This window comes from Nocardia pseudovaccinii NBRC 100343, from assembly GCF_001613225.1.
Classification (GTDB): Bacteria; Actinomycetota; Actinomycetes; order Mycobacteriales; family Mycobacteriaceae; genus Nocardia; species Nocardia pseudovaccinii.
The window spans coordinates 1-20,990 of the sequence record NZ_BDBY01000197.1 but is presented as its reverse complement, the minus strand read 5'-3'; the positions used below and the strand labels follow the sequence as shown (position 1 = coordinate 20,990).

The window sequence follows — 20,990 nt, the reverse complement described above, 5'->3', positions numbered from 1 at the left end:
GCTCCGAACGGGCTGCGTTGATATTGAACCATCTCGCTGCTCGTCTACCAGGCACAGGTCTACCACGCCGCTCACCGGTGTACCACGCGACTCGATGGCTACTTGCGACTTGTGCGCCGACCGCGTCATGCGGTTCACAGAGTTGTCAGGGGTCTGGACCATACTGCGTATGTGTATTCGGGCAGCGGTGACCGGGACGGTCGCAATCACGAAGGCGTAGCCGACGAGCGGCAGGCCGAGGTCAGTGCTGCGTCGATGCCCGCCGAGCCGACCGCATTCGTCGATGCCAGAGCATTGATCGGGTGTCGGCACCGATTGCATTTGAATGCCGCGCATCCGAACCTGCTGACCGGGGTGATCGAGGATGCCGGGGTCCGTCAGCGCCGGGAGGCCGCGACCGCGCATCGCACCCGGGTGCGTGATGCGCTGATCGCCGCGGATCCGGACAACTGGGTGGTGATCGATCCGACGTTGCGCGCGGGGGAGCGGGCCGCGGCCACCATGCGCGCGTGTGCCGAAGGCGCGCAACACATCTGGGGCGGACTGCTGCCGCAGGAACCGGATACCGGCCGCCGCGGCGGTTCGGAGATCCTGCTGCGTGACCGCGATCGTGGCGGCTATATCCCGGTCATCGTGGTCAATCACAAGGTCACCGACCCGCGCCAGCCCGAACCGGCCGATTTCCACCCGACCACTTCGGATCCGTATCACTGGGATCCACAACCTGATCCGCATCGCAAACTGCGCCAGCAGCCCCGTGATCAACAGCGCCTCGCGCATCTGTACCGCATGCTGCAGCGGCACGGTCTGGCCAGTCCGGCGCTGGTCGGCGGCGTGATCGGCTACCACTTCGACCGCATCCTGGTGCACGATCTCGGCCCGCTGCTCGCCGATTACGACCGGCGCTATGCCGATCGAATCGCGGTGGTGCGCGGGGATTTGCCGACGGTTCCGTCGAAGGTGCCCGAATGCCGCCAGTGCCCGTGGTGGACGCGCAAGGCGCCCGCCGACGAGGCGCAGGTCGCGGGGCAGAGCTGCGAGGGCTGGCTGACCGAGCACCGGGACGTGAGTCTGGTCGCGCCCGGTTCCCGCGCGGAGGTGTTGCGCGGACACGGCGTCGAGACCATCGACGATCTGGCCGCCTGGGTCGGCGACGACCCGGAGGACTGGCAGCACGGCCCGTTCGACGAGGCCGTGGTGACCGCCCGCGCCTGGCTCGCGGGCGCGCCGCTGGTGCGCCGGGTCGAGCGGGTCTGGGTGCGCCGGGCCGATGTCGAGGTGGATGTCGATCTGGAGAGCTTTCAGGAGTACGGCGCATACCTGTGGGGCACGCTGCTCGACGGCGTGTACCGCCCGTTCGTCACCTGGGATCCGCTGCCCACCGAAGATGAGGGCCGCTCCTTCGGCGAATTCTGGACCTGGCTGATGACGGTGCGCGCCGAAGCTGTCGCGGCCGGGAAAACCTTTGCCGCCTACTGCTATTCGCGCACGGCCGAGGACAAGTGGCTCTACGAATCGGCGCGCCGTTTCGCGGGTAAGCCCGGCGTGCCGACGGTCGATCAGGTGCGCGCGTTCGTCGACGGACCGCAGTGGGTGGATATGTTCCAGGCCGTCTCCGATCAATTCATCTGCCCGAACGGCAAGGGGCTCAAGAAGATCGCGCCGGTGGCCGGGTTCTCCTGGCGCGATCCCGAGGCCGGGGGCGAGGCATCGATGAGCTGGTATCGGCTGGCCGTCGGCTACGAGGGCGAACCCGAGCTGAGTCAACGCACCCGGCTGCTCGAGTACAACGAGGACGATGTGCGGGCCACCATGGTGTTGCGCGAATGGATGCATCCCCGGCCCACACGGGCGGATGATCCCCACCGCGCCGACATCGAGGTGCCCGGCTTGGCCGACTTCGGGCAGATGTCGGCGGATGTCGGATAGGCGCGGCGGTACCATCGCGACGTGACAGAGCACGTCGAACAACTCGAGTTCCAGGCAGAAACCCATCAGCTGCTCGAGCTGATGATCCACTCGGTCTACTCCAACAAGGACACGTTCCTGCGGGAGCTGATCTCGAACGCCTCCGACGCGCTGGACAAGCTGCGGCTGGAGTCCTTCCGCGATAAGGATCTGCACGTCGACACCGCCGATCTGCATATCGAGCTGGAGGTCGACAAGGACAACCGGATCCTTACCGTCAGGGATAACGGCATCGGCATGTCCCGCGCCGAGGTGGTCGATCTGATCGGCACGCTGGCCAAATCCGGCACCGCGGAGCTGCGCAAGAAACTGAACGAGGCGAAATCCGAGGCCGCCGCGGAGGAGCTGATCGGCCAGTTCGGCATCGGCTTCTATTCGACCTTCATGGTCGCCGACAAGGTCACCCTCACCACCCGCAAGGCGGGCGAGACCGAGGGCACCCGCTGGGAGTCGGCCGCGGGCAGCTCGACCTACACCATCGAAACCCTCGACGAGGCCCCGCAGGGCACCGCCGTATCGCTGCATCTCAAGACCCCCGACGAGGACGACCACCTCTTCGACTACACCCTGGAGTGGAAGCTCCGCGAGATCGTCAAGAAGTACTCGGACTTCATCGCCTGGCCGATCCGCATGCAGATCGAGCGGACCGTCACCGAGGGTGAGGGCGAGGAGAAGACCGAGAAGACGATTCTCGAGGAGCAGACCCTCAACTCCATGAAGGCGCTGTGGACCCGCCCGAAGAGCGAGGTCAGCGACGAGGAGTACAAGGAGTTCTACAAGCACGTCAGCCACGGCTGGGACGATCCGCTGGAGATCATCCCGATGAAGGCCGAGGGCACCTTCGAGTACCAAGCACTGCTGTTCGTTCCTTCGCATGCGCCGTTCGACCTGTTCACCCGCGAGCACAAGCGCGGTGTCCAGCTCTACGTCAAGCGGGTGTTCATCATGGACAACTGCGAAGAGCTCATGCCGGAATACCTGCGCTTCGTCAAGGGTGTGGTGGACGCGCAGGACCTGTCGCTCAACGTCTCCCGCGAGATCCTGCAGCAGGACCGGCAGATTCAGATGATCCGCAAGCGCCTGGTGAAGAAGGTGCTCTCGACAGTGAAGGAACTGCAGGGCGCGGAGGATCAGGAGAAATACCAGACGTTCTGGAAGGAGTTCGGGCGCGTCCTCAAGGAGGGCCTGCTCTCGGACTTCGACAACCGCGAGACGCTGCTGCAGGTCTGTTCGTTCGCCTCGACCAACTCCGAGGAAGCTGGATCTGATGGGGGCGACCTGCAAGCAGTCGCCCCGATGACCTCGCTCGCCGCCTATGTCGAGCGGATGCAGGACGGCCAGGACGCCATCTACTACATGACCGGCGAGACCCGGCAGCAGATCGAAAGCTCTCCGCATATGGAGGCCTTCAAGGCCAAGGGCCGCGAGGTGCTGATCCTGACCGATCCGGTCGACGAAATGTGGGTCGGTTCGGTCACCGAATTCGACGGCAAGCCGTTGCAGTCCATCGCCAAGGGCGAGGTCGATCTGGAGACCGAGGAGGAGAAGAAGGCCACCGAATCGCTGCGCGAACAGCAGGACAAGGACTTCGCCGAACTGCTGGCCTGGCTCGGCAAGAACCTGGACAACGTCAAGGAGGTGCGCCTGACCAACCGGCTCACCACCTCGCCGGCCTGCCTCGTCGGTGATGTCTTCGACTTCACCCCGATGCTGGAGCGGATGTACCGCGCCTCCGGTCAGCTGGTGCCCGAGTCCAAGCGGATCCTCGAGCTCAACCCGACCCATCCGCTGGTCACCGGTCTGCGCGACGCCTACGACACCCGGCGGGACGACGCCGACGCGGGCAAGGTTCCCGAGCTCACCGAGACCGCCGAATTGCTCTACGGCACAGCGGTTCTCGCCGAGGGCGGCGAACTGAAGGATCCGGCCCGCTTCGCCCAGATCCTCACCGAGCGCCTGACCCGCACGCTCTGAAGGACGACCTGCCAAGAATGGGGGACACATAACCAGTGAGCGGTTCACATAGGTTCCACAACCTGTGTGAACCGCTCACTGGTCTGCGACGGTCCGCAAGGTTGTCGGACAAGACAACTGATTTCCGTGGCACATGGGTAACTCATCGGGGACGGGCTAAGCCTCGCGCTGATTCACCGCTGGGCGCCAACGCGACTATCGTGGCACTTGATCTGGCTTGAATACGCGGGGAGGCGGGCTAGCTAACGTGCCGAATGCGAACGGGCCGGTCATCCGGGCCGCACGTGCCGATGACTACGACGCCATCGCCATCGTTATCGATGACTGGTGGGGGCGCTCGGTGTTACCGCACCTGCCCAGGTTGTTCCTCGATCATTTCTACCGAACCAGCCTGGTTGCCGAGGTGCCCGGCGCCGGATGGCGGGAGCCGACCGAATGGCTGGCCGGATTCCTGATCGGCTTCCTCTCGCCGTCGGAATCCGATGAGGCCTACATCCACTTCGTCGGCGTCGATCCGCAGTCCCGCAAGAGCGGACTCGCCCGCGAGCTCTACGAGCGGTTCTTCGCGATCGCCAGGGCGAATGACCGGCACATCGTGAAGGCGATCACCGCGCCCGGCAATGACGCGTCGATCGGCTTCCACCGGCATCTCGGCTTCACTGTCGCCGGACCGGTGCGTGATTACAACGGACCGGGCCATCACCTGATCACCTTCGAACGCAAGATCTGATCCGCTTGGCGCACAACGAGATCGGCCGGAGTTGGTAGGTTCCGGGGGTGCTGCCCGGTTAGCCTTGGACAGTCGAAAGGATCGTCAGCTGATGTCTGGTAACCCGCTTGCCGCCGCCGAACCGTGGGATCTCGTCGCCGACGGATATGCCGAATTCGGACCCGCGATCATGGCGCCTTTCTCCGCTCGCGCACTAGAACTGGCCGGTCTTTCGGCGCAATCACAGGTTGTCGATGTCGCGGCGGGGCCGGGCACGCTGAGTCTGCCCGCCGCCGAACGAGTGGCACAGGTGTCGGCCATCGACTTCTCCGAGCCGATGATCCAGCGACTCGCCGAGGACGCCAGCACAGCTGGGCTGACCAATATCGAAACGCTGGTGGGGGACGGGCAGGCGCTACCGTTCGATGACGACAGCTTCGACGCCGGTTTCTCGATGTTCGGACTGATGTTCTTCCCGGATCGGGCCAAGGGCTTCGCGGAACTGTTCCGGGTACTGCGTCCCGGTGCCACCGCCGTGGTGTCGAGTTGGGCGCCGGTGGCCGAATCGACGCTCATGCGAATGATGTTCGGCGCCTTCGCCGCCGCCGATCCGACTATCTCCGAACCCCAGCCCAACTTCCTCGACCTGGAAAATCCGGAGGTCTTCGCGACCGAGATGCGCACCGCGGGATTCGCCGGGGTGAGCATCCAACGCCACACCAGCACGATCGGTTTCGCCGACTCCGACGAGATGTGGGAGACCATGGTGCGCAGCAGCGCCCCACTGCTGCTGATGCGCCGCACCGTCGGGGAGCAGGTGTGGGCCGAACGCGTCGCCCTGATGTGCGCCTACCTCGCCGTCAACTACCGCCCGAACAAACCCCTGTCCACCACCGCATTCCTCGGCATCGGCCACAAACCGGCCCCTTGACAGCAGAAACGCCCCGCCATCCAGTGGATGACGGGGCGCAGTTGCCTTGCAGGCTCTTTAGCGGGGCGCCATGCGCAGGGCACCGTCCATGCGGATGGTTTCGCCGTTGAGGTAGTCGTGCTCGACGATGTACTGCGACAGCTGCGCGTACTCGTCCGGGCGGCCCAGGCGCGACGGGAACGGCACACCGGCCTCGAGGCCCTTGCGGTACTCCTCGGTGACACCGGCGAGCATCGGGGTGTCGATGATGCCGGGGGCGATGGTGTTCACGCGGATGCCGAACTGGGCCAGGTCACGCGCGGCCGGGACGGTCATGCCGTGCACGCCACCCTTGGAGGCCGAGTACGCGATCTGGCCGATCTGGCCCTCGAAGGCGGCGACCGAGGCGGTGTTGATGATCACGCCGCGCTGGCCGTATTCGTCGACGGTGTCGGTCTTGGCGATCGCGTCGGCGGCCAGGCGCATCACATTGAAGGTGCCGAGCAGGTTCACGGTGATAACGGTGCGGAACAGCTCGAGATCGTGCGGGCCGTTCTTGGACAGGATGCGTCCGGCCCAGCCGACACCGGCGCAGTTCACCACGATGCGCAGCGGCGCACCGGAATCGACGACCTGCGCGACGGCGGCGGCAACCTCGTCGTTGCTGGTGACGTCGGCGGGGATGAGGGTGACGCCGTCGGGCACGTTGTCCCCGGCGCGCTCGATGGATTGGGGTACGTCGAGTCCGAAGACGGTTGCGCCCAGATCGGCAAAACGCTTGGCAGTGGCGGCGCCGAGGCCGGATGCGCCTCCGGTGATGATGGCGGCGGAACCCGAAATCTCCACGATGGTCCTCTCGTTCGTGACAGCCAGTTGGCCCTTCGTCAATTGCACCCTAACCGGTGCTGTACGAGAGGCCGATCACGGCTCCCTCGCACCCGATGCCCGCTCCACATAGCACTGTCGGATAAACGGGAAATTATTTGCGAACATATATGTTCGCGGCTGGTATCGTCGCAGCTATGCAGCATCGCGAAGCGATTCGACGAGGGACGGTGGCCAGGTGACGAGTTGGCACCTGTTCTCCGCCGCGTCCGTCGCCGGTCGCCGGATTCTGATCACCGGCGCGGCGCGCGGCATCGGCGCCGCGCTGGCGCGGCAGTTGCACGCGAAAGGGGCGAGGGTAGCGCTGCTCGGACTGGAGGCGGACCTGCTCGCGGAGGTGGCGCACGAATGCGGGGACGCGCCGTGGCGCTATTGCGATATCGCCGATCACCGGCAGGTGGAGCGCGTGGTGAGCACGCTGGTCACTGAACTCGGCGGGCTGGATGTGGTGGTGGCCAATGCCGGGATCGCCAAACAGTTGCCGCTGCTGGGCGGGGATCCGACGGTCATGGAGGAGACGCTGGCGGTCAATGTGCTCGGCGTCTACTACACGCTGCGTGCCGCTGGACCGCACATCTGTCATCCGGACGGGTACGCACTGGTCATCTCGTCGCTGGCGGCCGCGGTGAATCTGCCGTTGGTCGGGGCGTACAGCGCGTCGAAGGCCGGGGTGGAGGCGCTCGGTAATACGTTGCGGCACGAGGTCAGGCACACCGGTGCGAAGGTCGGGGTCGCGTATTTCGCCGAACTGGATACCGATATGACCGCGCGCGGCTTCGGCACCGCCGCGGCGCGGGCTATTCTCGGCCGGTCCACGGTGTCGGGAGTCGCACCGCTCGGTCCCGCCATCGATGTGGTCGAGCGTGCCATCGCCAGGCGCAAACGTCAGGTGGTATCGCCGTGGTGGGTGGCGGTGACGCTGCCGTTCCGGCCGATCGCCCAGCGGGTCATCGATATCGCGCTGCGGCGCGGGGTGGCGCGGGCGTTGGAGATCGCGCGCACCGAAGAGGCACCCTTCACCACCGACCAACCGGGCCGACCCCGCAAAATGGAGCGACCGGCGTAAGCCGGATATCGCGCCCGCCCGACCCTCGGAGCCACTGAATGACCGAATCCGCAAGCAGCGCACGCCAACTCCCGCGGGGGCGACACGGCCTGCCGAGGGAGGAGGTGATCGCATCGCAGCGTGAGCGGATCCTGAGCGCGATGGCCGAGGCCATGGTCGAGAACGGATACGTCGGGACTTCGGTCGCGGTCATCCTGAAGCGGGCCGGGGTTTCGCGGGAGACCTTCTACGAGCAATTCCGTTCCAAAGAGGATTGTTTCGAGGCCGCCTACGAGCGGGCCGTCGAACTGCTGATCGCGAATATCGCGAATGCGATCAGCGGCGATGCGCGCGATGCCGCCGACCCGGCCGATCCCGATCGGATGGGCCGCATCCTCGAGGCCTACTTCGACGGACTCATCGCCGAACCCGCGTACGCCCGCCTCTACCTCGTCGAGGTCTACGCGGTGGGTTCGAAGGCGGTCGCCCGCCGCGCCCAATTGCAGGAATCATTCGTCGCCATGATCGCCGACGTCCTCGACGCACGCACCGACCAACAGCGCTTCGCCTGCCAAACCCTCGCCGCCGCCGTCAGCGCCATGGTCACCGCCCGGGTAGCCATCGACGACCTCCCCGGCCTCCGAGCCCTCCGCGAACCCCTGCTGGACCTGGTTCGCCGCAGCGGTGATCTGTACGGCGAGGCGATGCTGCGTCAGTCCGAAGTACGGGCCTGAGCGCGGTCAGCGCATCTCTTCGGCGGGCTCGGCTATCGCGACGGGTTCCGAATTGCCTCGGGCCGACCGCGATCGCATCAGCAGGGCAACGCCTGCGATGGCCGGGGCGAGGGTGGCGAGTGCGCCGCCGGTGAGTATGCCTAGACCGGGGAGGGCGGCGGAGAGCAGGCTCGCGGTGCCGAAGTAGAGGAACAGCAGGCCAGAGCAGATGCCGATGACATGTTCCGGGAGATGTTTGCCGACCAGGATGCCCGCGGCGATGGCGAGTGCGTCGGCGGCGACCATGCCGATGGTGGAACCGATCCAGACGCCGATCCAGCTGTTGTCGGTGGCCAGCGCCGCGGTGGCGAACATGGTCCGGTCGCCGAGTTCGGCGAGTAGGAAGGCCGAGAGGACCACGAAGAAAGGCGCGGTCGTCGAACGCGGCGGCTTGGGTTCGGCCTCGGCATCATCGGTGCCGAAATGTTCGCGCAACGTCCACAGGCCGACGGCCAGGAAGGTAAGTGCGGCGACCAGCGCGATGGCCCTGGTGGGCAGCGCGGCACCGACGAAATAACCGACACCGACCGAGATCAGATGCACCGCGGCACTCGCGGTCGCAATACCGCCGAGCACCACCCACCAGCGGTAGCGCAGCGTGAACGTCAACGCCATCAGCTGGGACTTGTCACCCAACTCGGCGAGAAAGACGATTCCGACGCTGAGCAATATCGTCGCGATCATGTGGTCTGCACTCCCGGGCTCCGGCCTGCCGACCGGGAGATCGGGTTACGCCTCCGGCCGACAACGAAATGGTTGTCTCGGCCGAAGGTCTCGCCCACCGGATCTACGCCGGTTCACGCGGCCGGGTCCGCGCCCTCGTGGAGCGGCGGACCAGTATGTCGACAGCGCGATTGCGGGCTACTCCCCTTCGCTGTCATCGACTGTACCCCCGCAGCCATCCTCACGCCAAGCAGCTGTAATCGAAATCGCAATGCGCACAATAAGTTTGGCGATCCAACTGCCGAGTTTCGGGTTCCCTGACTGATCCGGCAGCGCACGCTTATCCAGAAGTGAGCTAGCCCTTGGCAATCAGCGCACACCGTTCGCAACCTGTGGGTTTGCTCGGCACCGGACGGACCTACCCCGAAGATGCCGTCCGATTGCAGCGACTCGCTCGGCGCAGCCGGATCACCTCGCACAAGCTGTGAGGTGGGCCCGGTAGGCGAAGAGTGGTTCAGGCGGCCAGGAGCATGGCCAGGACCGCGGTATCGGGATCGCTGATCGGATCCAGTCCGACTCTGCTCACCAAAGAGGTGACGGTGCCGTCGGATTCGGCCTCCGCCCATGCTGCCCGATGCTCCAACCCCAGATGGGGTACGCCGGGCAGGAGCACACAACCCGATGCCACGCCGACGCATTCCGGCAGCGACGGCCGAGTCTCCGAGGGCGGATGCAACATCAACAGCGCGGGCGGCACATGATCGGCGAACCGGCCGGGCTCCAGCGCCTGGTCACCGAGCACCGGTCCCTCGGCGAGGACCAGCCCGACGGTGCCCGGCTCCGGATCATCCGGTAGCTCCTCGCGCACACCGAAGACAGTCGAGGTGGTCAGCAGGCCCGGATACGACGCGACCCGCACGGCGAGCACGAGGACCTGCGCCCATTCCTTGGTGGTGTCGGGCCAACGTCCGGAGATGACGAACCCCCGCAGCGATCCGCGGGCCTGGAACGGCGTGATGCCGATGGGTCCGTTCGTATGCATGATGCCTCCCGTGATCGAACCGGGGGCGGCTTTGCCCGTCCTCGAACTGTGGATTCTCGAGGATGCGCCAAAACTCAGTTGGCACACAAGTACCAAAGAGTGCTAATCGGACACGGTCAACGCAACGAGCCCGCGAACCGGTCGGTTCGCGGGCTCGCGGGCGGGAAAAAGCTCAGCCGAAGATGAGGCCCTTGGCTTGGCCGACGGCGCGCGCGAAGCGCTCCTGCACGTCCTCCCAGTTGACGACGTTCCAGAACGCGGTCACGTAGTCCGCCTTGACGTTCTTGTACTGCAGGTAGAAGGCGTGCTCCCACATGTCGACCTGCAGCAGCGGGATGATGCCCAGCGGCACGTTGGCCTGCTGGTCGTAGAGCTGGAAGGTCAGCAGCTTCTGGCCGAGGGTGTCATAGCCGAGCACCGCCCAGCCGGAGCCCTGCAGGCCGTTGGCCGCGGCGGTGAACTGCGCGCGGAACTTGTCGAACGAACCGAACTGGTCGTCGATCGCCGCGGCCAGCTCGCCGGTCGGCTTGTCACCACCGTTGGGGGAGAGGTTCTTCCACCAGATCGAGTGGTTGACGTGGCCGCCCAGGTGGAAGGCCAGGTTCTTTTCGTTCAGGAAGATCGCGCCGTGGTCGCCCGCCTCGCGTGCGGCCTCGAGCTTTTCCAGCGCGGTGTTGACGCCGGCGACATAGGCAGCATGGTGCTTGGAATGATGAATCTCGTTGATCTGCCCGGAGATATGGGGCTCCAGGGCGCTGTAGTCGTAATCCAGATCTGGCAACGTGTACTCAGCCACGATGTCCCTTCCTAATGTCGGGCCGGGTGCGCCCGCCGTCTCGAACGCACTCAACCATCATTCGTACACCCGCTCGCTTGCAACCGCGCTCCTTGCCCCCACATTCCGCCGGGGCAACCTGCGCAGTGCGCTGGACAACTGACGGTACGACTGATTTCGTGAATACATGGGTAACTCGCCGGGTACTTCCAAAAGTCGGCTGGCCACCCCACGCAGGACCTGAGACAGGCCGTGCGGCACTCGACTCGTATGGCCTGATTACGCGAAGAGGCGGATGAGCAACCATGTCCTGGTACGACGAACTAGTCGGACGGATCCGTATTCCCGAGCCGGCGATGGTGACGCCGGAGCAGGCGCTGCCCGGTCGCCCCGACCCGATACCCGTCCCGGACACCCACTATGTGAACGGTCGGCCGATCCATCCGCCGTTTCCGGAAGGCTTGCAGGTCGCGGTGGTGGCCATGGGTTGTTTCTGGGGTGCGGAACAGGAGTTCTGGCAGCTCGACGGTGTTTTCACGACCGCGGTCGGGTACGTCGGGGGCTATACCCGGAACCCGACCTATGAAGAGGTGTGCAGTGGGCGCACCGGTCATGCCGAGGCGGTGCTGATCGTCTTCGATCCGGACGTCATCGACTACACCGGTGTGCTGCGCCAGTTCTGGGAGAACCATGATCCGACCCAGGGCATGCGGCAGGGCAACGATCGCGGCACCCAGTACCGCTCGGCGCTCTTCACCGTCGACGCGGCGCAGGAGCGGCTCGCGCACAGCACCGCGCAGACCTTCGGTGAGCGGCTTGCTGCCGCGGGCTACGGCGAGATCACCACGGAGATCACCGAACTGCCTGGACAGGGCGGCACGGATCCGCTGCGGGCGCTGCCCGAGTTCTTCTACGCCGAGAGCTACCACCAGCAGTATCTGGCCAAGAATCCCGGCGGCTACTGCCCCGTGCACGCCACCGGCGTCAGCTGTCCGGCCGGACTGGGTGCCTGAAACAGAACCGCACACCCGATGACCGGGTGTGCGGTTCGAGGTGCACTGACTACAGCTGCGGCACGATTCCGGCGCGCAGGGTCCGCGGATCGCCCGCGTCATGCGCTTTCCACCAGCGCACCCCGCCCGCGATGAATTCCTTCAGCAGAATTTCGGCGCCGTCGGCATCGTGAATCGTCATGTCGTCGAACCACACCCGCACGTCGAGTTCGCGCGGGTCGATGCCCTCCTCCTGGGAGAACTCGATGACGTGCGTGGTGGTGTGGGAGTCGATCCGGGTGTCGAAGCTGAGTAGTTCACTCCAGTGCACCCAGCCGCTTTCGTCCACGTCGATGAATTCCCAGCCGTGCAGCCGACCGCCGCCGAAGCTGCGGATGGCCGCGTCCAGTTTGTCCAGCTGTAGCGGCAGCACCCTGGCCGCCACGTCGTCCCACTCCTGAATGCGCAGTGAGGCCGCGACTCGACCGACACCGGTGAATGTCAACTTCACGCGATAGTCCTCGGGCGCGGGACCCTCGGCCGGAAGCGTCAGAACTTCCAGGTCGAGGCTCAGTTGCGCGTTCGCTGTATCGACCTCCACGCCTAGGCATGTGGCCTCGGAGAGTGCTGTGTTGAGTGCTGTTGTTTCCATTCCGTCGAGTAGCCCCCTGCTCACGTTCATGCATCCAGGCTACCGACAGCACTTGCGGGAACCCGGTATTTCAGTTATTCGCTGGTGTTCCGGTTTTTTTGGGGAACCGATTCGCGACCGGCGGCGTCCAAGTAGATATCGGGACCTGCACAGCCTCAGATCCCGAAGCAGCGGCGAATGACCGCTCCGGGATGGCAAGGAGGGGAGTCTCGGATCGGTCGTTCGTACCGCGACCTGCTCCAGCAATCTCTAGGAATCACCCGTTCGAGCCGGGATCCAGTGCATCGTCCCTTGTAGATCGACATTCGCTGGATAGTTGAAGCCCGGTGATCGGTGTGCTGTTTGATAGCTGCGCCTGTGGATCAAGTTGTGGATTATGTGGATAACTTTGATCGAGATATGCACAAGCGGCCCCGGAGCGGGGCATCGGACAGGATCCAGAAGCACAGAACATACCCGAGGTAACGTGCCGATGTCGAGGCCGTGAAGTGCCTGCGGGTCACCGGCATAGCGGGGCCGGAACTCCCCCGTGGTGCGCCACCCATGGCAGGATCGAAGCGTGACGAGCCCCGAAGTGTCGTCGGTGCCGGTGGAAGCCGTACCGGACGAATTCGACAAGACCGAGCGTGTCGCGGCGGACGCCCCGGCGGCGATTCTGCTCGACGTGCGCGAGGACGACGAATGGCAGCTCGGACATGCGCCGGGGGCGATGCACATTCCGATGGCCGACGTGCCCGCCCGTGTCGACGAGCTGGACTACGACGCTCAGCTGTATGTGATCTGCCGCCAGGGCGGCCGCTCCATCGAGGTGGTCAAGTACCTGGCGCACATCGGATACGACGCGGTCAATGTCAGCGGTGGCATGGTGGCATGGCAGCGGGTGGGTCGGCCACTGGTTGCGGACGGCGATCACCAGGCGAAGATCTACTGAGGCTAGAGAGAGGGGCACCCGGCATGAACGTCAGGCCCGGAGGCGGCAGCCTGCGTGACCACGGACGGCCCGGGCATGCCGCAAGGGAGACACCGTGAGTACGGTGGTACAACCTTGTGCGCGTTGCGGCGCGCGCTGGGCCGTGCAGACGACGCCGATGCACTGGTGCCCACGCTGCCGTGGCGTGCTGTTGTCACCGGCGCCCATCGACGCCCCCGCCGAGCGGCGAAACTACCGCTGGGTGGCCCGCCGCCCAGATCAGCGCACCCGCAAGCTGAGCTCCGGTCGGCTGCGGCCGTCTGTGGAAACGCCGCGCTACCAGCAGATTCCGCGCTGGGGCCTACTGGATCCGCCGGTCGAGTCCGTGCCTGCGCCACAACGGCCGCTGGACCGGCTGACCAATAGGGCCGGTGTGCTACTCATCGCGACCGCGGCGGTTTTCGCGATCGCCGCCTGCGCCGAACTCGGGCGCTATCTGATCCTGCTGCGCAACCGCACCCGGCTGATTCCGTCGTGGTTGCTGCACATCTCTGATGCCATGGTGTGGCTTTCGGCATTGGTCGGCCTCGCGCTCGGGTTGATCACCGCGATCGCGATGCTCGGCTGGTTGATCGAAACGCGTCGGGCCGCCTTCGCCGCGGTCGGCCGCCGTGACCCGCGCTTGGCCCGGACGCTCGCACTCGGCTGTCTGATACCGGTGGTGAATTTGTTGTGGCCCGGTGTATTTCTCACCGAGACGGTCGCCGTGGGTCCGAATCCGCGCGCGCTGCGGGCCGTGCGCATCTGGTGGGTGGGCTGGGTGCTCGGCGCGGGCTGCACGGTGGCGGCACTGCTGTGGCGGACCGCGGATACCCTGCAGGCCAAGGCGGACGGTGTGCTGTTCACCGCGTTCACCGATCTGGTCGCGGCCGGGGTCGCGGTGCTGACCCTCTGGGTGCAGCGGTCGATGACCGGCCGGGATCTGTTCGGCCGCACCAGGATTGCGCGCCGGTGGGTGGTCGCCGTCGATCCGGCGGTGCCCGTCATCGAACCGGTGCAGCCCGGTGGCGCCGCGGCGAAACAGCCCGTCGCGCTCGAAACAAGTACACCGCACCGTGAGCACGAGGAGGTTTTGGCCAAGTGAGCCAGGGCAGTCGCGCACCGTTCGTCGTCGCGCACCGGGGATCATCGGCAGCGCTGCCGGAACATACGCTCGCCGCGTATGAACTAGCGCTGCAAGAGGGCGCCGATGGCGTGGAGTGCGATGTCCGGCTGACCAGGGACGGACATCTGGTCTGTGTGCACGACCGCACCGTCGACCGGACCTCGTCGGGCACCGGACTGGTCAGCGAAATGACCCTGGACGAACTCGAGGGACTCGACTTCGGGGCCGACGGCGCACCCGCGTCGGTACTCACTCTCAGCCAACTGATCGAGTTGGTATTGGATTGGCGCAGTAGGCCGACCAAGCTGTTCATCGAGACCAAGCATCCGGTGCGCTACGGCGCGCTGGTGGAGAACAAGCTGCTCGCCGAACTCCAGCGCTTCGGCATCGCCACGCCCGCCTCCGCCGACCACTCCCGCGCGGTCGTCATGTCCTTCGCCGCCACCGCGGTGTGGCGGATCCGTCGCTCCGCACCGCTGCTGCCGACTGTGCTGCTCGGTGAATCATCGCGCTACCTGGGCGGCGGTGCCGCGACCACGGTCGGCGCCACCGCAGTCGGTCCCTCGGTGAAAACCCTGCGCGAACATCCGGACCTCGTCGACAAGGCCGCCGCCGCGGGCCGTGCCACCTACTGCTGGACGGTGGACGATCCCGACGATGTGCGCCTGTGCGCCGACCTCGGTGTCAGCTGGGTAGCCACCAACCACCCGGCCCGCACGAAGGCACTGCTGGCCGCGGCCTGATCTACCCGCCCGAACAGCTGCAAATCAGACAGAGCGGCGCGCGGCACATCCCGCGTTCGACCCTGTAGTTTGACCTGCCGTGGGTAAAAGCAAGCGCAATAGTCCGAAGCCCGGAGGGAACCGGGCCCAGCGTCTCGCCGAGCGGCGGGCGGCTCTGGAACTGCAGGCAGCGCAGTCCGGTGCGCGTCCGTTCGAAGGGCTGGCCGCGGAGTGCGATCTGGTCGCGCTGCGCGAATTCGTGCCGTCGGCGACCGCGACGCTGCCGCTGTCGTCCGATATCGCCGCGGAGCGTTCCGTCGTGTTGGCCACGGTATTGCCGGGCGCGGTCGCCGGTTTGGTGCGGGCGGGCGAGCCGCCGACCGGATACGTCGCCACGCAGGTGCAATTCCAGGGTCTGGATCCGGCTGCCGATATCGCGGCGGCGATCCTGTGGACACAGTCCGCCGAACCCGGTGAATCGCTGACCGCGGCCGAGAGTGCCGAGGGCGGACCGCGATTGGCCGATGTGATCGATGCGGACGCACAGCTGGAACTGACCGTGCACCAGGACTTCGACTGGTGGGTACCGGAGGGCGTGCAGCCCGATCCGCAGGTCGCCGCGACCATCGAACAGGCCAAGCAGGCGATAATGCCGTCCGCGCGACTGGATCTCGGCCCCGATGCGATCGGCGCGGGCTGGTGGGTCGATGCCGGTGATAAGGCGCATCTGCGCTGGGTGCGCCCGGAGAACGAGGACGATCTGATGCTGGCGCTCGCGCGGCTGCATGCTTCGGGCGGACTGCATCTCGGCGACGGCTCCCGTTTCGCGGGCTCGTTCCGCACGCACGGCCTGCTGGTGCCGGTGTTCGACCTGGATCCGGAACTGCATGCCAGCGAGTGGACCAAGCCGGCGATCGAATTCGGGGAACGCCTGGCGGCGGCGCTGGCCGACGACACCGCGCTCTCGGCGGACGAGCGCCGTTCCCGGGATGGGCTGCGGTCGCGTCAAGTCACCCTGCGGTGATTTCAAAAAAATCACGGAGAATTTTGTGAAACACCCTCCTTTCTAATCAACCCTCGGTTAGGTTCTCTGCATCACCGAAAGCTGGTGGTGGTGAGCGAAGTCTCACCGAAAGATGAGGAAAGTAGGACCATCATGGAAGCCATTCTGGCGCTGCTCAAGACGCTGCTCAGCTCCTTGAGCGCTGCATAAAATCGACAGGCCCGGCTCGTCGCGACGAGCCGGGCCTGATTCCGCTATAGGAATCGTGAATCAGATGCTGCCGCCCGCAGTGGACGGAGCGCCGGAAGCATCGCTCGGACCACTCATTTCACGAGCGACGAAATCCTCCAGGTCGAACAGGTTCGACCCGGCGCGATCGGCGATGGTGAGCAGGGTCGTCATATTCGCGACCTCCTCCACCTGCTCCTTCAGGAACCACTGCATGAACTGTTCACCCAGGTAATCGCCCTCTTCGCGGGCGGTGCTCGCCAATTGGATGATCTGCTCGGTGACGTTCTTTTCCTGCGCGAGGGCCAGCGCGATCGGTTCACGTGCATTCTCGAAATGCGATTTCGCGGCGTCGATGCCGGAAAGCTCGACGCTGATATCCCGATCCAGGAAGTACTGCACGATCATCATCGCGTGATTGCGCTCTTCGACCGCCTGCGCATAGAAACGCTTGGCCAGCTGCGGCAGATCCGCATTGTCGAACCATACCGCGATCGCGATGTATTGGTGCTCGGCATTGAATTCGTGCCGGATCTGATCGTGGAGCAGGCCGTGAAATTTGCTGCGTGGGGACTCCGGATGGCTGGACATAGTTGCGACATTAGCGCTGGTCATGCCGCGTGTCATCCAAGTGCAACCTTATTGAGGCTAGTATTGCCTAATTAATTCTTGGCCGCACCGGCCATTCTCGGGGCGGAAATATCGACGCGCGCTGTGGTACGCAGCTCGCGCGCGATGAAGTCCTCGACATCGAACAGATCGCCCGCGGCACGGTCGATGACGGTCAGCAGGGTGGTCATCCCGGCGACATCCTCCACCTGCTCCTTGAGGAACCACTGGATGAATTGCTCGCCGAGGTAGTCGCCGGAGGTCCGTGCGGTGCGGGCCAATTCGGTGATCTGCGCATTGCGGGCGCGCTCGGATTCCAGCAGGAAAACGACGGCGCCGCGCGGTGATTCGAAGGTGGATCGCACGTCGTCGAGGCCGCCGACCTGTACTTGCAGATTGCGGTCCAGCAGGTACTGCACCATGCGCAGGGCGTGCGAGCGGTGCTCGGCGGATTTGCCATAGCTGTGTCCGGCCAACTGCGGCAGGCGATTCGAATCGAAGTAGACCGCCGCCGCCAGATACTGTTGTGAGGCGGTGAAGCCACGACGGATCTGGTCGCGCAGCAGGTCCGGGAACGGCTCGTCGGCATCGGTATCGGGCATAGGCCCGACGCTACCTCGTCAGCAGATCGTCCGGGATCGGTTGGTCCTTCGCGAGGTCGTCGAAGAATTGACCCGCACGTTGCTTATCCCACAGCAATACATTTCCGCTATCGGTATCGGTGAAGCCGCCGATCGGGACGGTGGTCGCCACGGTATCGCCGCGCATCGCCCAGCCGAGCTGGCCGAGATTCCAGATGTGATCGCCCCTATCGACCTTCAACGATTTCGCGGTGTCGCTGGCCAGCGGCCACAGCGTGAACGGATTGGCCAGCGTGCCCGCGCTGGTCGCCTTCTTCAGCAGGGCGGCCATGAAAAGGCGCTGGTTGTTCATCCGGTCGATATCCGCGAGGGCGGTCGCCCGGCTGCGGACGAAACCCAATGCCTGCGGACCGTCCAGGGTTTGGCAGCCTGCAGCCAGATTGATGCCCGCGAGCGGATCGTCGATGGCCTTGGGCACGCAGACATCGATGCCGCCGAGGGTATCGACGATGCCGGCGAAGCCGCCGAATCCGATCTGCGCGTAGTGATCGATGTGCACGCCGGTCGCGGTTTCGACGGTCTGCACCAGCAGCGGCGCGCCGCCGAAGGCGAAGGCGGCGTTGAGTTTGTCCTTGCCGTGGCCCGGAATGCTCACATATGAGTCGCGTGGCAGGCTGACCAGCGTGGTCGCACCCGATTTCGGAATGTGCACCAGCATGATCGTGTCGGTGCGCTCGGGTCCGACCTCACCGCCGGTGGCGAGTTCCTGTTCCTGATCGGCCGTGAGTCCGGCCCGGCCGTCGGAGCCGACCAGCAGCCAGTTCGTTCCCGGAGTATCGCCGACGCGGTCGGAGTAGTTGGCGAGTGCGTCGATCCGGCTGAGCGAACCGTCGAGTTTGACGACGGCGCCGACCATCGCGAGGACCAGAACCACCAACAGCACGAGGAACCAGCGGAAAACGTGCCGTTTGCGACGACGGCGCGGTGGGCGGGGTTCGCGATCGCGACGCGACGGCGGCAGTGCTGGCGGCGGCGGGGGGCCCTCGCGGCGCGGGCGCAGGTGCTGCGGGTCCTGGTAGGGAACCGGCTGTTGGGGTGGCGCATAGCCCGGGACGCCGCGAGGCTGGGGTTCGTGATACGGCCGCGGCTGCTGCGTCGGCGCATGGGGCGGCCGGGAATTGCGCGGCGGCATTCGGGTTTCGGGCGGTACCTGCGAATATGCCAATGGCGGTGCGTAATTCGACCCGTCGCGGCGGATGACCTTGGTCGGGTCGATGTGCCTCGGGTCCGGACCGGGTCCGCGACGACCGGGCGGATGGGGGTCGCGCCGCTGCGGCGGCATGGATGGCGCACCGGGATTTCCGAAAGGTTGCGGCTCCCGGCGCGTCCGGTCGTAGCGCTGGGGGTCGTAGCCGTTCATCACACAGACTCTACTGTTCGAGGGCCGCCGGGGGGCTTGACGAGCGGCCGGAAGTTGGTGCGCTCTAGTGAGCGCTCGTCGATAAATTCGCCGCGGGGACCGGCGGGTGTTACGGCAACCAGGAAACGTGACCGCGTAGCAATGTATAGCCGATATAGGCGACCGCATCGATCGTCGCGTGCGCCAGCACCAGCGGCCACAGCCGGTTGGTGCGCTGCCAGAATCGGCCGAAGATCACACCCATGACCAGATTGCCGAGCCCGCCGCCCAAGCCCTGATACAGGTGATAGCTCCCGCGTAGCAGTGCCGAAGCGAGCAGCGACCGGTTCTCCGACCAGCCGAGCCTGCGCAGGCGGGTGATGAGATAGGCCACAACCAGGATTTCCTCGGCCGCCGCATTCGCACAGGCGGATACGATGAGTGCGGGCAACCGCCACCAGTGGTCACCGAGCGAACTCGGCACGATCGTCACGCTGAACCCCAGCGCATGCGCGGCCAAGTAGAGCCCGAGCCCGGGCAGTCCGATGACCGCCGCGAGGGTCAGCCCCGGCAGCACATCGGAACGCCAACGGACCCTGGCCAATCCGATCATCCGCGGCCCTATTCCGCTGCGCCACAACAGATACAGCCCGAGCGCACCCCATCCGGCCAGCCGCAACGCACTGAGCAGTTGGAAGAGCAGGTCGATGGTCGATTGCGCCGCCCTCGTCGGATTCAGCGCGACGGTCTGCCCGCCCACCCCGCCCGGCGACAGCGCGCTCTCGAGCAACGACAGCGCCGCGTTCAACCCACTCAGCCCGAACGTCACCACCAGCACGACCAGGATCTCGAGCCGAATCCCCAGCCGCTCCCGATCGGTCAGCTCGGGCTCGTCCCCGGCACCGGTCTCAGCACGCATGCGTCCGAATCTATTGCCCGCGCCGTTCCGACGGGCGCTGGGCGCGTCAGATGCGGCGGAGGCCGTTCAGGAAGGGGCAGCCTGCGAGGGTGCGGACGGCGCGGCCGAGGGATTCGATGTCGTCGGCGGGGGCGTTGAACGGGAGACGGAAGTCGTGGTCGCCGTCGTGGCCTTCGATGCGCAGGGTCACGCCGTAGCGGTCGATGGCCAGTGGGTGCACCGCACCGGTCTGCAGGCGCGGCGGGAGGTGGCGGGCGAGTTGGGCAATGATGTCGGCGTGGTCGGCGTCCATATGCTGCAGCCAGGCGGATTCCAGTGCGCAGAACGGATCCGGTTGCGCCAGTCGGAGTTCGTCGACGCAGACGGATTCGGCGCCGGTCGAGTCGGCCACCACCGCGGAGTTGATCACCACGCGCAACAGGGTCGCGCCGTGGCCGACATCGAGCAGGTCGGGATGCGGATGATCCGTGGCGACCTCGGTGGCAAGCGCACGCAGCGCCTGCGGCGGCACCGCCCGCACCCACCCGCGCAGCCACACCAGCGCCCGCACCGGCTCCCGCAGCGGCAGCGGCGCATGATCGGTGAGCTCCAGCACCGCCGGTGCACCACTCTCACCCGAATTCCCGGCCAATACCGCGGCCATGGACGCGGTCGGCACCGCGATCACCGCATCCCCGCACTGCCGCACGTAATGCACCGAAATCGGCGTCGGCTCAATACCTGGCATCGCCAACACCGCTTGCTCCGCATGGGCGCACGCACTCCGAACCCGCTCAGCGGTCGACGGTGCAACAGTCGGCTTCAGCATGCAGACCTCCATACGAGTCACGCGGTGCAATTAGGTTACCCTAAGCTAAGTCACGCCCTCGCTTTCCGCAACCGTTCCCGCACTCGAATCCGACAATTCCCCGCCCGTGAGCCCCGACTTGCGGCAGCACCGGCGGCGCTCGTCCCAACCCTTGCCGCCATCCTTCGCGAGCAGGCGGGCTGCGTGTGTCGAACGCGAAGCGGGCGGGGGTGGCACGGAGGTGAGTGCGGGCCATCGGGCGACCCGGCGTGAGCGGGC

General features: G+C 65.9%; 22 protein-coding genes. 11 read left to right on the top strand and 11 right to left on the bottom strand.

The genetic code is table 11. The annotated features are described in order from the left end of the window. Nucleotides 1–255: 255 nt before the first annotated feature. The 4 genes from NP3_RS25280 (at nt 256) to NP3_RS25265 (ending at nt 5,582) form a co-directional block, all read left to right on the top strand. Entirely contained in the window at nt 256–1,929 is a 1,674-nt protein-coding gene (locus NP3_RS25280) for a TM0106 family RecB-like putative nuclease (protein ID WP_063044097.1), read from the top strand. Nucleotides 1,930–1,950: 21 nt separating this feature from the next. Continuing rightward, entirely contained in the window at nt 1,951–3,942 is a 1,992-nt protein-coding gene (htpG, locus tag NP3_RS25275; RefSeq protein WP_063044091.1) for a molecular chaperone HtpG, read from the top strand. Between the two features lie 247 nt (nt 3,943–4,189). Next, nucleotides 4,190–4,672 carry a GNAT family N-acetyltransferase gene (locus NP3_RS25270; protein ID WP_063044090.1) on the top strand — a complete coding sequence of 161 codons (483 nt, stop codon included), beginning with the start codon at nt 4,190–4,192 and terminating at the stop codon, nt 4,670–4,672. 91 nt (nt 4,673–4,763) lie between these two features. Continuing rightward, entirely contained in the window at nt 4,764–5,582 is an 819-nt protein-coding gene (locus tag NP3_RS25265; RefSeq protein WP_063044089.1) for a class I SAM-dependent methyltransferase, read from the top strand. Between the two features lie 57 nt (nt 5,583–5,639). On the opposite strand, the gene NP3_RS25260 is transcribed toward NP3_RS25265, so the two are convergent. Further along, nucleotides 5,640–6,407, bottom strand: a complete 768-nt coding sequence (locus tag NP3_RS25260; RefSeq protein ID WP_063044096.1) for an SDR family NAD(P)-dependent oxidoreductase — start codon at nt 6,405–6,407, stop codon at nt 5,640–5,642. 217 nt (nt 6,408–6,624) lie between these two features. On the opposite strand from NP3_RS25260, the gene NP3_RS25255 reads away from it, so the two are divergent. Then, on the top strand, nt 6,625–7,512 hold the full coding sequence (locus NP3_RS25255; protein WP_245721102.1) for an SDR family NAD(P)-dependent oxidoreductase: 888 nt from the start codon (nt 6,625–6,627) through the stop codon (nt 7,510–7,512). A 38-nt stretch (nt 7,513–7,550) separates the two neighbouring features. Continuing rightward, entirely contained in the window at nt 7,551–8,225 is a 675-nt protein-coding gene (locus tag NP3_RS25250; protein WP_063044088.1) for a TetR/AcrR family transcriptional regulator, read from the top strand. 6 nt (nt 8,226–8,231) lie between these two features. On the opposite strand, the gene NP3_RS25245 is transcribed toward NP3_RS25250, so the two are convergent. From NP3_RS25245 to NP3_RS25235, 3 genes are all read right to left on the bottom strand, one after another. Further along, nucleotides 8,232–8,948 carry a TMEM165/GDT1 family protein gene (locus NP3_RS25245; RefSeq protein ID WP_063044087.1) on the bottom strand — a complete coding sequence of 239 codons (717 nt, stop codon included), beginning with the start codon at nt 8,946–8,948 and terminating at the stop codon, nt 8,232–8,234. A gap of 493 nt (nt 8,949–9,441) precedes the next feature. Beyond that, entirely contained in the window at nt 9,442–9,969 is a 528-nt protein-coding gene (locus tag NP3_RS25240; RefSeq protein WP_062981370.1) for a hypothetical protein, read from the bottom strand. Between the two features lie 172 nt (nt 9,970–10,141). After that, nucleotides 10,142–10,765 (bottom strand): superoxide dismutase, encoded by a 624-nt coding sequence (locus NP3_RS25235; RefSeq protein ID WP_063044086.1) that lies wholly within the window; start codon nt 10,763–10,765, stop codon nt 10,142–10,144. A 284-nt stretch (nt 10,766–11,049) separates the two neighbouring features. Between NP3_RS25235 and msrA the strand changes: the two genes are divergently transcribed. Further along, on the top strand, nt 11,050–11,757 hold the full coding sequence (msrA, locus tag NP3_RS25230; RefSeq protein WP_063044085.1) for a peptide-methionine (S)-S-oxide reductase MsrA: 708 nt from the start codon (nt 11,050–11,052) through the stop codon (nt 11,755–11,757). Nucleotides 11,758–11,806: 49 nt separating this feature from the next. Here msrA and NP3_RS25225 read toward each other — a convergent pair whose 3' ends face one another. Beyond that, nucleotides 11,807–12,418 carry a hypothetical protein gene (locus NP3_RS25225; RefSeq protein WP_063044084.1) on the bottom strand — a complete coding sequence of 204 codons (612 nt, stop codon included), beginning with the start codon at nt 12,416–12,418 and terminating at the stop codon, nt 11,807–11,809. Between the two features lie 529 nt (nt 12,419–12,947). Here NP3_RS25225 and NP3_RS25220 point away from each other — a divergent pair. The 4 genes from NP3_RS25220 to NP3_RS25205 all read left to right on the top strand — a co-directional run bounded on the left by NP3_RS25220 (nt 12,948) and on the right by NP3_RS25205 (nt 16,209). Next, nucleotides 12,948–13,319, top strand: coding sequence for a rhodanese-like domain-containing protein (locus NP3_RS25220; RefSeq protein ID WP_174566256.1), 372 nt, complete (start codon nt 12,948–12,950; stop codon nt 13,317–13,319). 94 nt (nt 13,320–13,413) lie between these two features. After that, a complete protein-coding gene (locus NP3_RS25215) occupies nt 13,414–14,442 on the top strand; it encodes a DUF4328 domain-containing protein (RefSeq protein ID WP_063044083.1) in 1,029 nt (342 codons plus the stop codon). Beyond that, nucleotides 14,439–15,206 (top strand): glycerophosphodiester phosphodiesterase, encoded by a 768-nt coding sequence (locus NP3_RS25210; protein WP_063044082.1) that lies wholly within the window; start codon nt 14,439–14,441, stop codon nt 15,204–15,206. The genes NP3_RS25215 and NP3_RS25210 overlap by 4 nt, the downstream gene beginning before the upstream one ends. Nucleotides 15,207–15,285: 79 nt before the next feature. Continuing rightward, nucleotides 15,286–16,209: a DUF5926 family protein gene (locus NP3_RS25205; RefSeq protein ID WP_063044081.1), complete on the top strand. Its 924-nt coding sequence runs from the start codon at nt 15,286–15,288 to the stop codon at nt 16,207–16,209. A 249-nt stretch (nt 16,210–16,458) separates the two neighbouring features. On the opposite strand, the gene NP3_RS25200 is transcribed toward NP3_RS25205, so the two are convergent. From NP3_RS25200 to NP3_RS49930, 6 genes are all read right to left on the bottom strand, one after another. Next, nucleotides 16,459–17,007, bottom strand: a complete 549-nt coding sequence (locus NP3_RS25200; RefSeq protein WP_063044080.1) for a ferritin — start codon at nt 17,005–17,007, stop codon at nt 16,459–16,461. Between the two features lie 71 nt (nt 17,008–17,078). Continuing rightward, the gene (locus tag NP3_RS25195) at nt 17,079–17,627 is read right to left on the bottom strand and encodes a ferritin (RefSeq protein ID WP_063044079.1); all 549 of its coding nucleotides are present in this window, start codon (nt 17,625–17,627) and stop codon (nt 17,079–17,081) included. 10 nt (nt 17,628–17,637) lie between these two features. Further along, the gene (locus NP3_RS25190; protein ID WP_084508953.1) at nt 17,638–19,026 is read right to left on the bottom strand and encodes an LCP family protein; all 1,389 of its coding nucleotides are present in this window, start codon (nt 19,024–19,026) and stop codon (nt 17,638–17,640) included. 109 nt (nt 19,027–19,135) lie between these two features. After that, nucleotides 19,136–19,924, bottom strand: coding sequence for a CPBP family intramembrane glutamic endopeptidase (locus NP3_RS25185; RefSeq protein WP_063044078.1), 789 nt, complete (start codon nt 19,922–19,924; stop codon nt 19,136–19,138). Nucleotides 19,925–19,970: 46 nt separating this feature from the next. Further along, nucleotides 19,971–20,732, bottom strand: coding sequence for a DUF2470 domain-containing protein (locus tag NP3_RS25180; RefSeq protein ID WP_063044092.1), 762 nt, complete (start codon nt 20,730–20,732; stop codon nt 19,971–19,973). Between the two features lie 45 nt (nt 20,733–20,777). Further along, nucleotides 20,778–20,990 (bottom strand): hypothetical protein (locus tag NP3_RS49930; RefSeq protein ID WP_218024934.1); only part of this gene is annotated, 213 nt, incomplete at its 5' end.

Bases quoted from the DNA above. Each gene is read 5' to 3' on its own strand.
- NP3_RS25280 (WP_063044097.1), top strand. From the start codon at position 256: ATGCCCGCCGAGCCGACCGCATTCGTCGATGCCAGAGCATTGATCGGG.
- NP3_RS25265 (WP_063044089.1), top strand. From the start codon at position 4,764: ATGTCTGGTAACCCGCTTGCCGCCGCCGAACCGTGGGATCTCGTCGCC.
- NP3_RS25250 (WP_063044088.1), top strand. From the start codon at position 7,551: ATGACCGAATCCGCAAGCAGCGCACGCCAACTCCCGCGGGGGCGACAC.
- NP3_RS25245 (WP_063044087.1), bottom strand. From the start codon at position 8,948: ATGATCGCGACGATATTGCTCAGCGTCGGAATCGTCTTTCTCGCCGAG.
- NP3_RS25240 (WP_062981370.1), bottom strand. From the start codon at position 9,969: ATGCATACGAACGGACCCATCGGCATCACGCCGTTCCAGGCCCGCGGA.
- msrA (WP_063044085.1), top strand. From the start codon at position 11,050: ATGTCCTGGTACGACGAACTAGTCGGACGGATCCGTATTCCCGAGCCG.
- NP3_RS25225 (WP_063044084.1), bottom strand. From the start codon at position 12,418: ATGAACGTGAGCAGGGGGCTACTCGACGGAATGGAAACAACAGCACTC.
- NP3_RS25200 (WP_063044080.1), bottom strand. From the start codon at position 17,007: ATGTCCAGCCATCCGGAGTCCCCACGCAGCAAATTTCACGGCCTGCTC.
- NP3_RS25195 (WP_063044079.1), bottom strand. From the start codon at position 17,627: ATGCCCGATACCGATGCCGACGAGCCGTTCCCGGACCTGCTGCGCGAC.
- NP3_RS25190 (WP_084508953.1), bottom strand. From the start codon at position 19,026: ATGAACGGCTACGACCCCCAGCGCTACGACCGGACGCGCCGGGAGCCG.
- NP3_RS25185 (WP_063044078.1), bottom strand. From the start codon at position 19,924: ATGCGTGCTGAGACCGGTGCCGGGGACGAGCCCGAGCTGACCGATCGG.
- NP3_RS25180 (WP_063044092.1), bottom strand. From the start codon at position 20,732: ATGCTGAAGCCGACTGTTGCACCGTCGACCGCTGAGCGGGTTCGGAGT.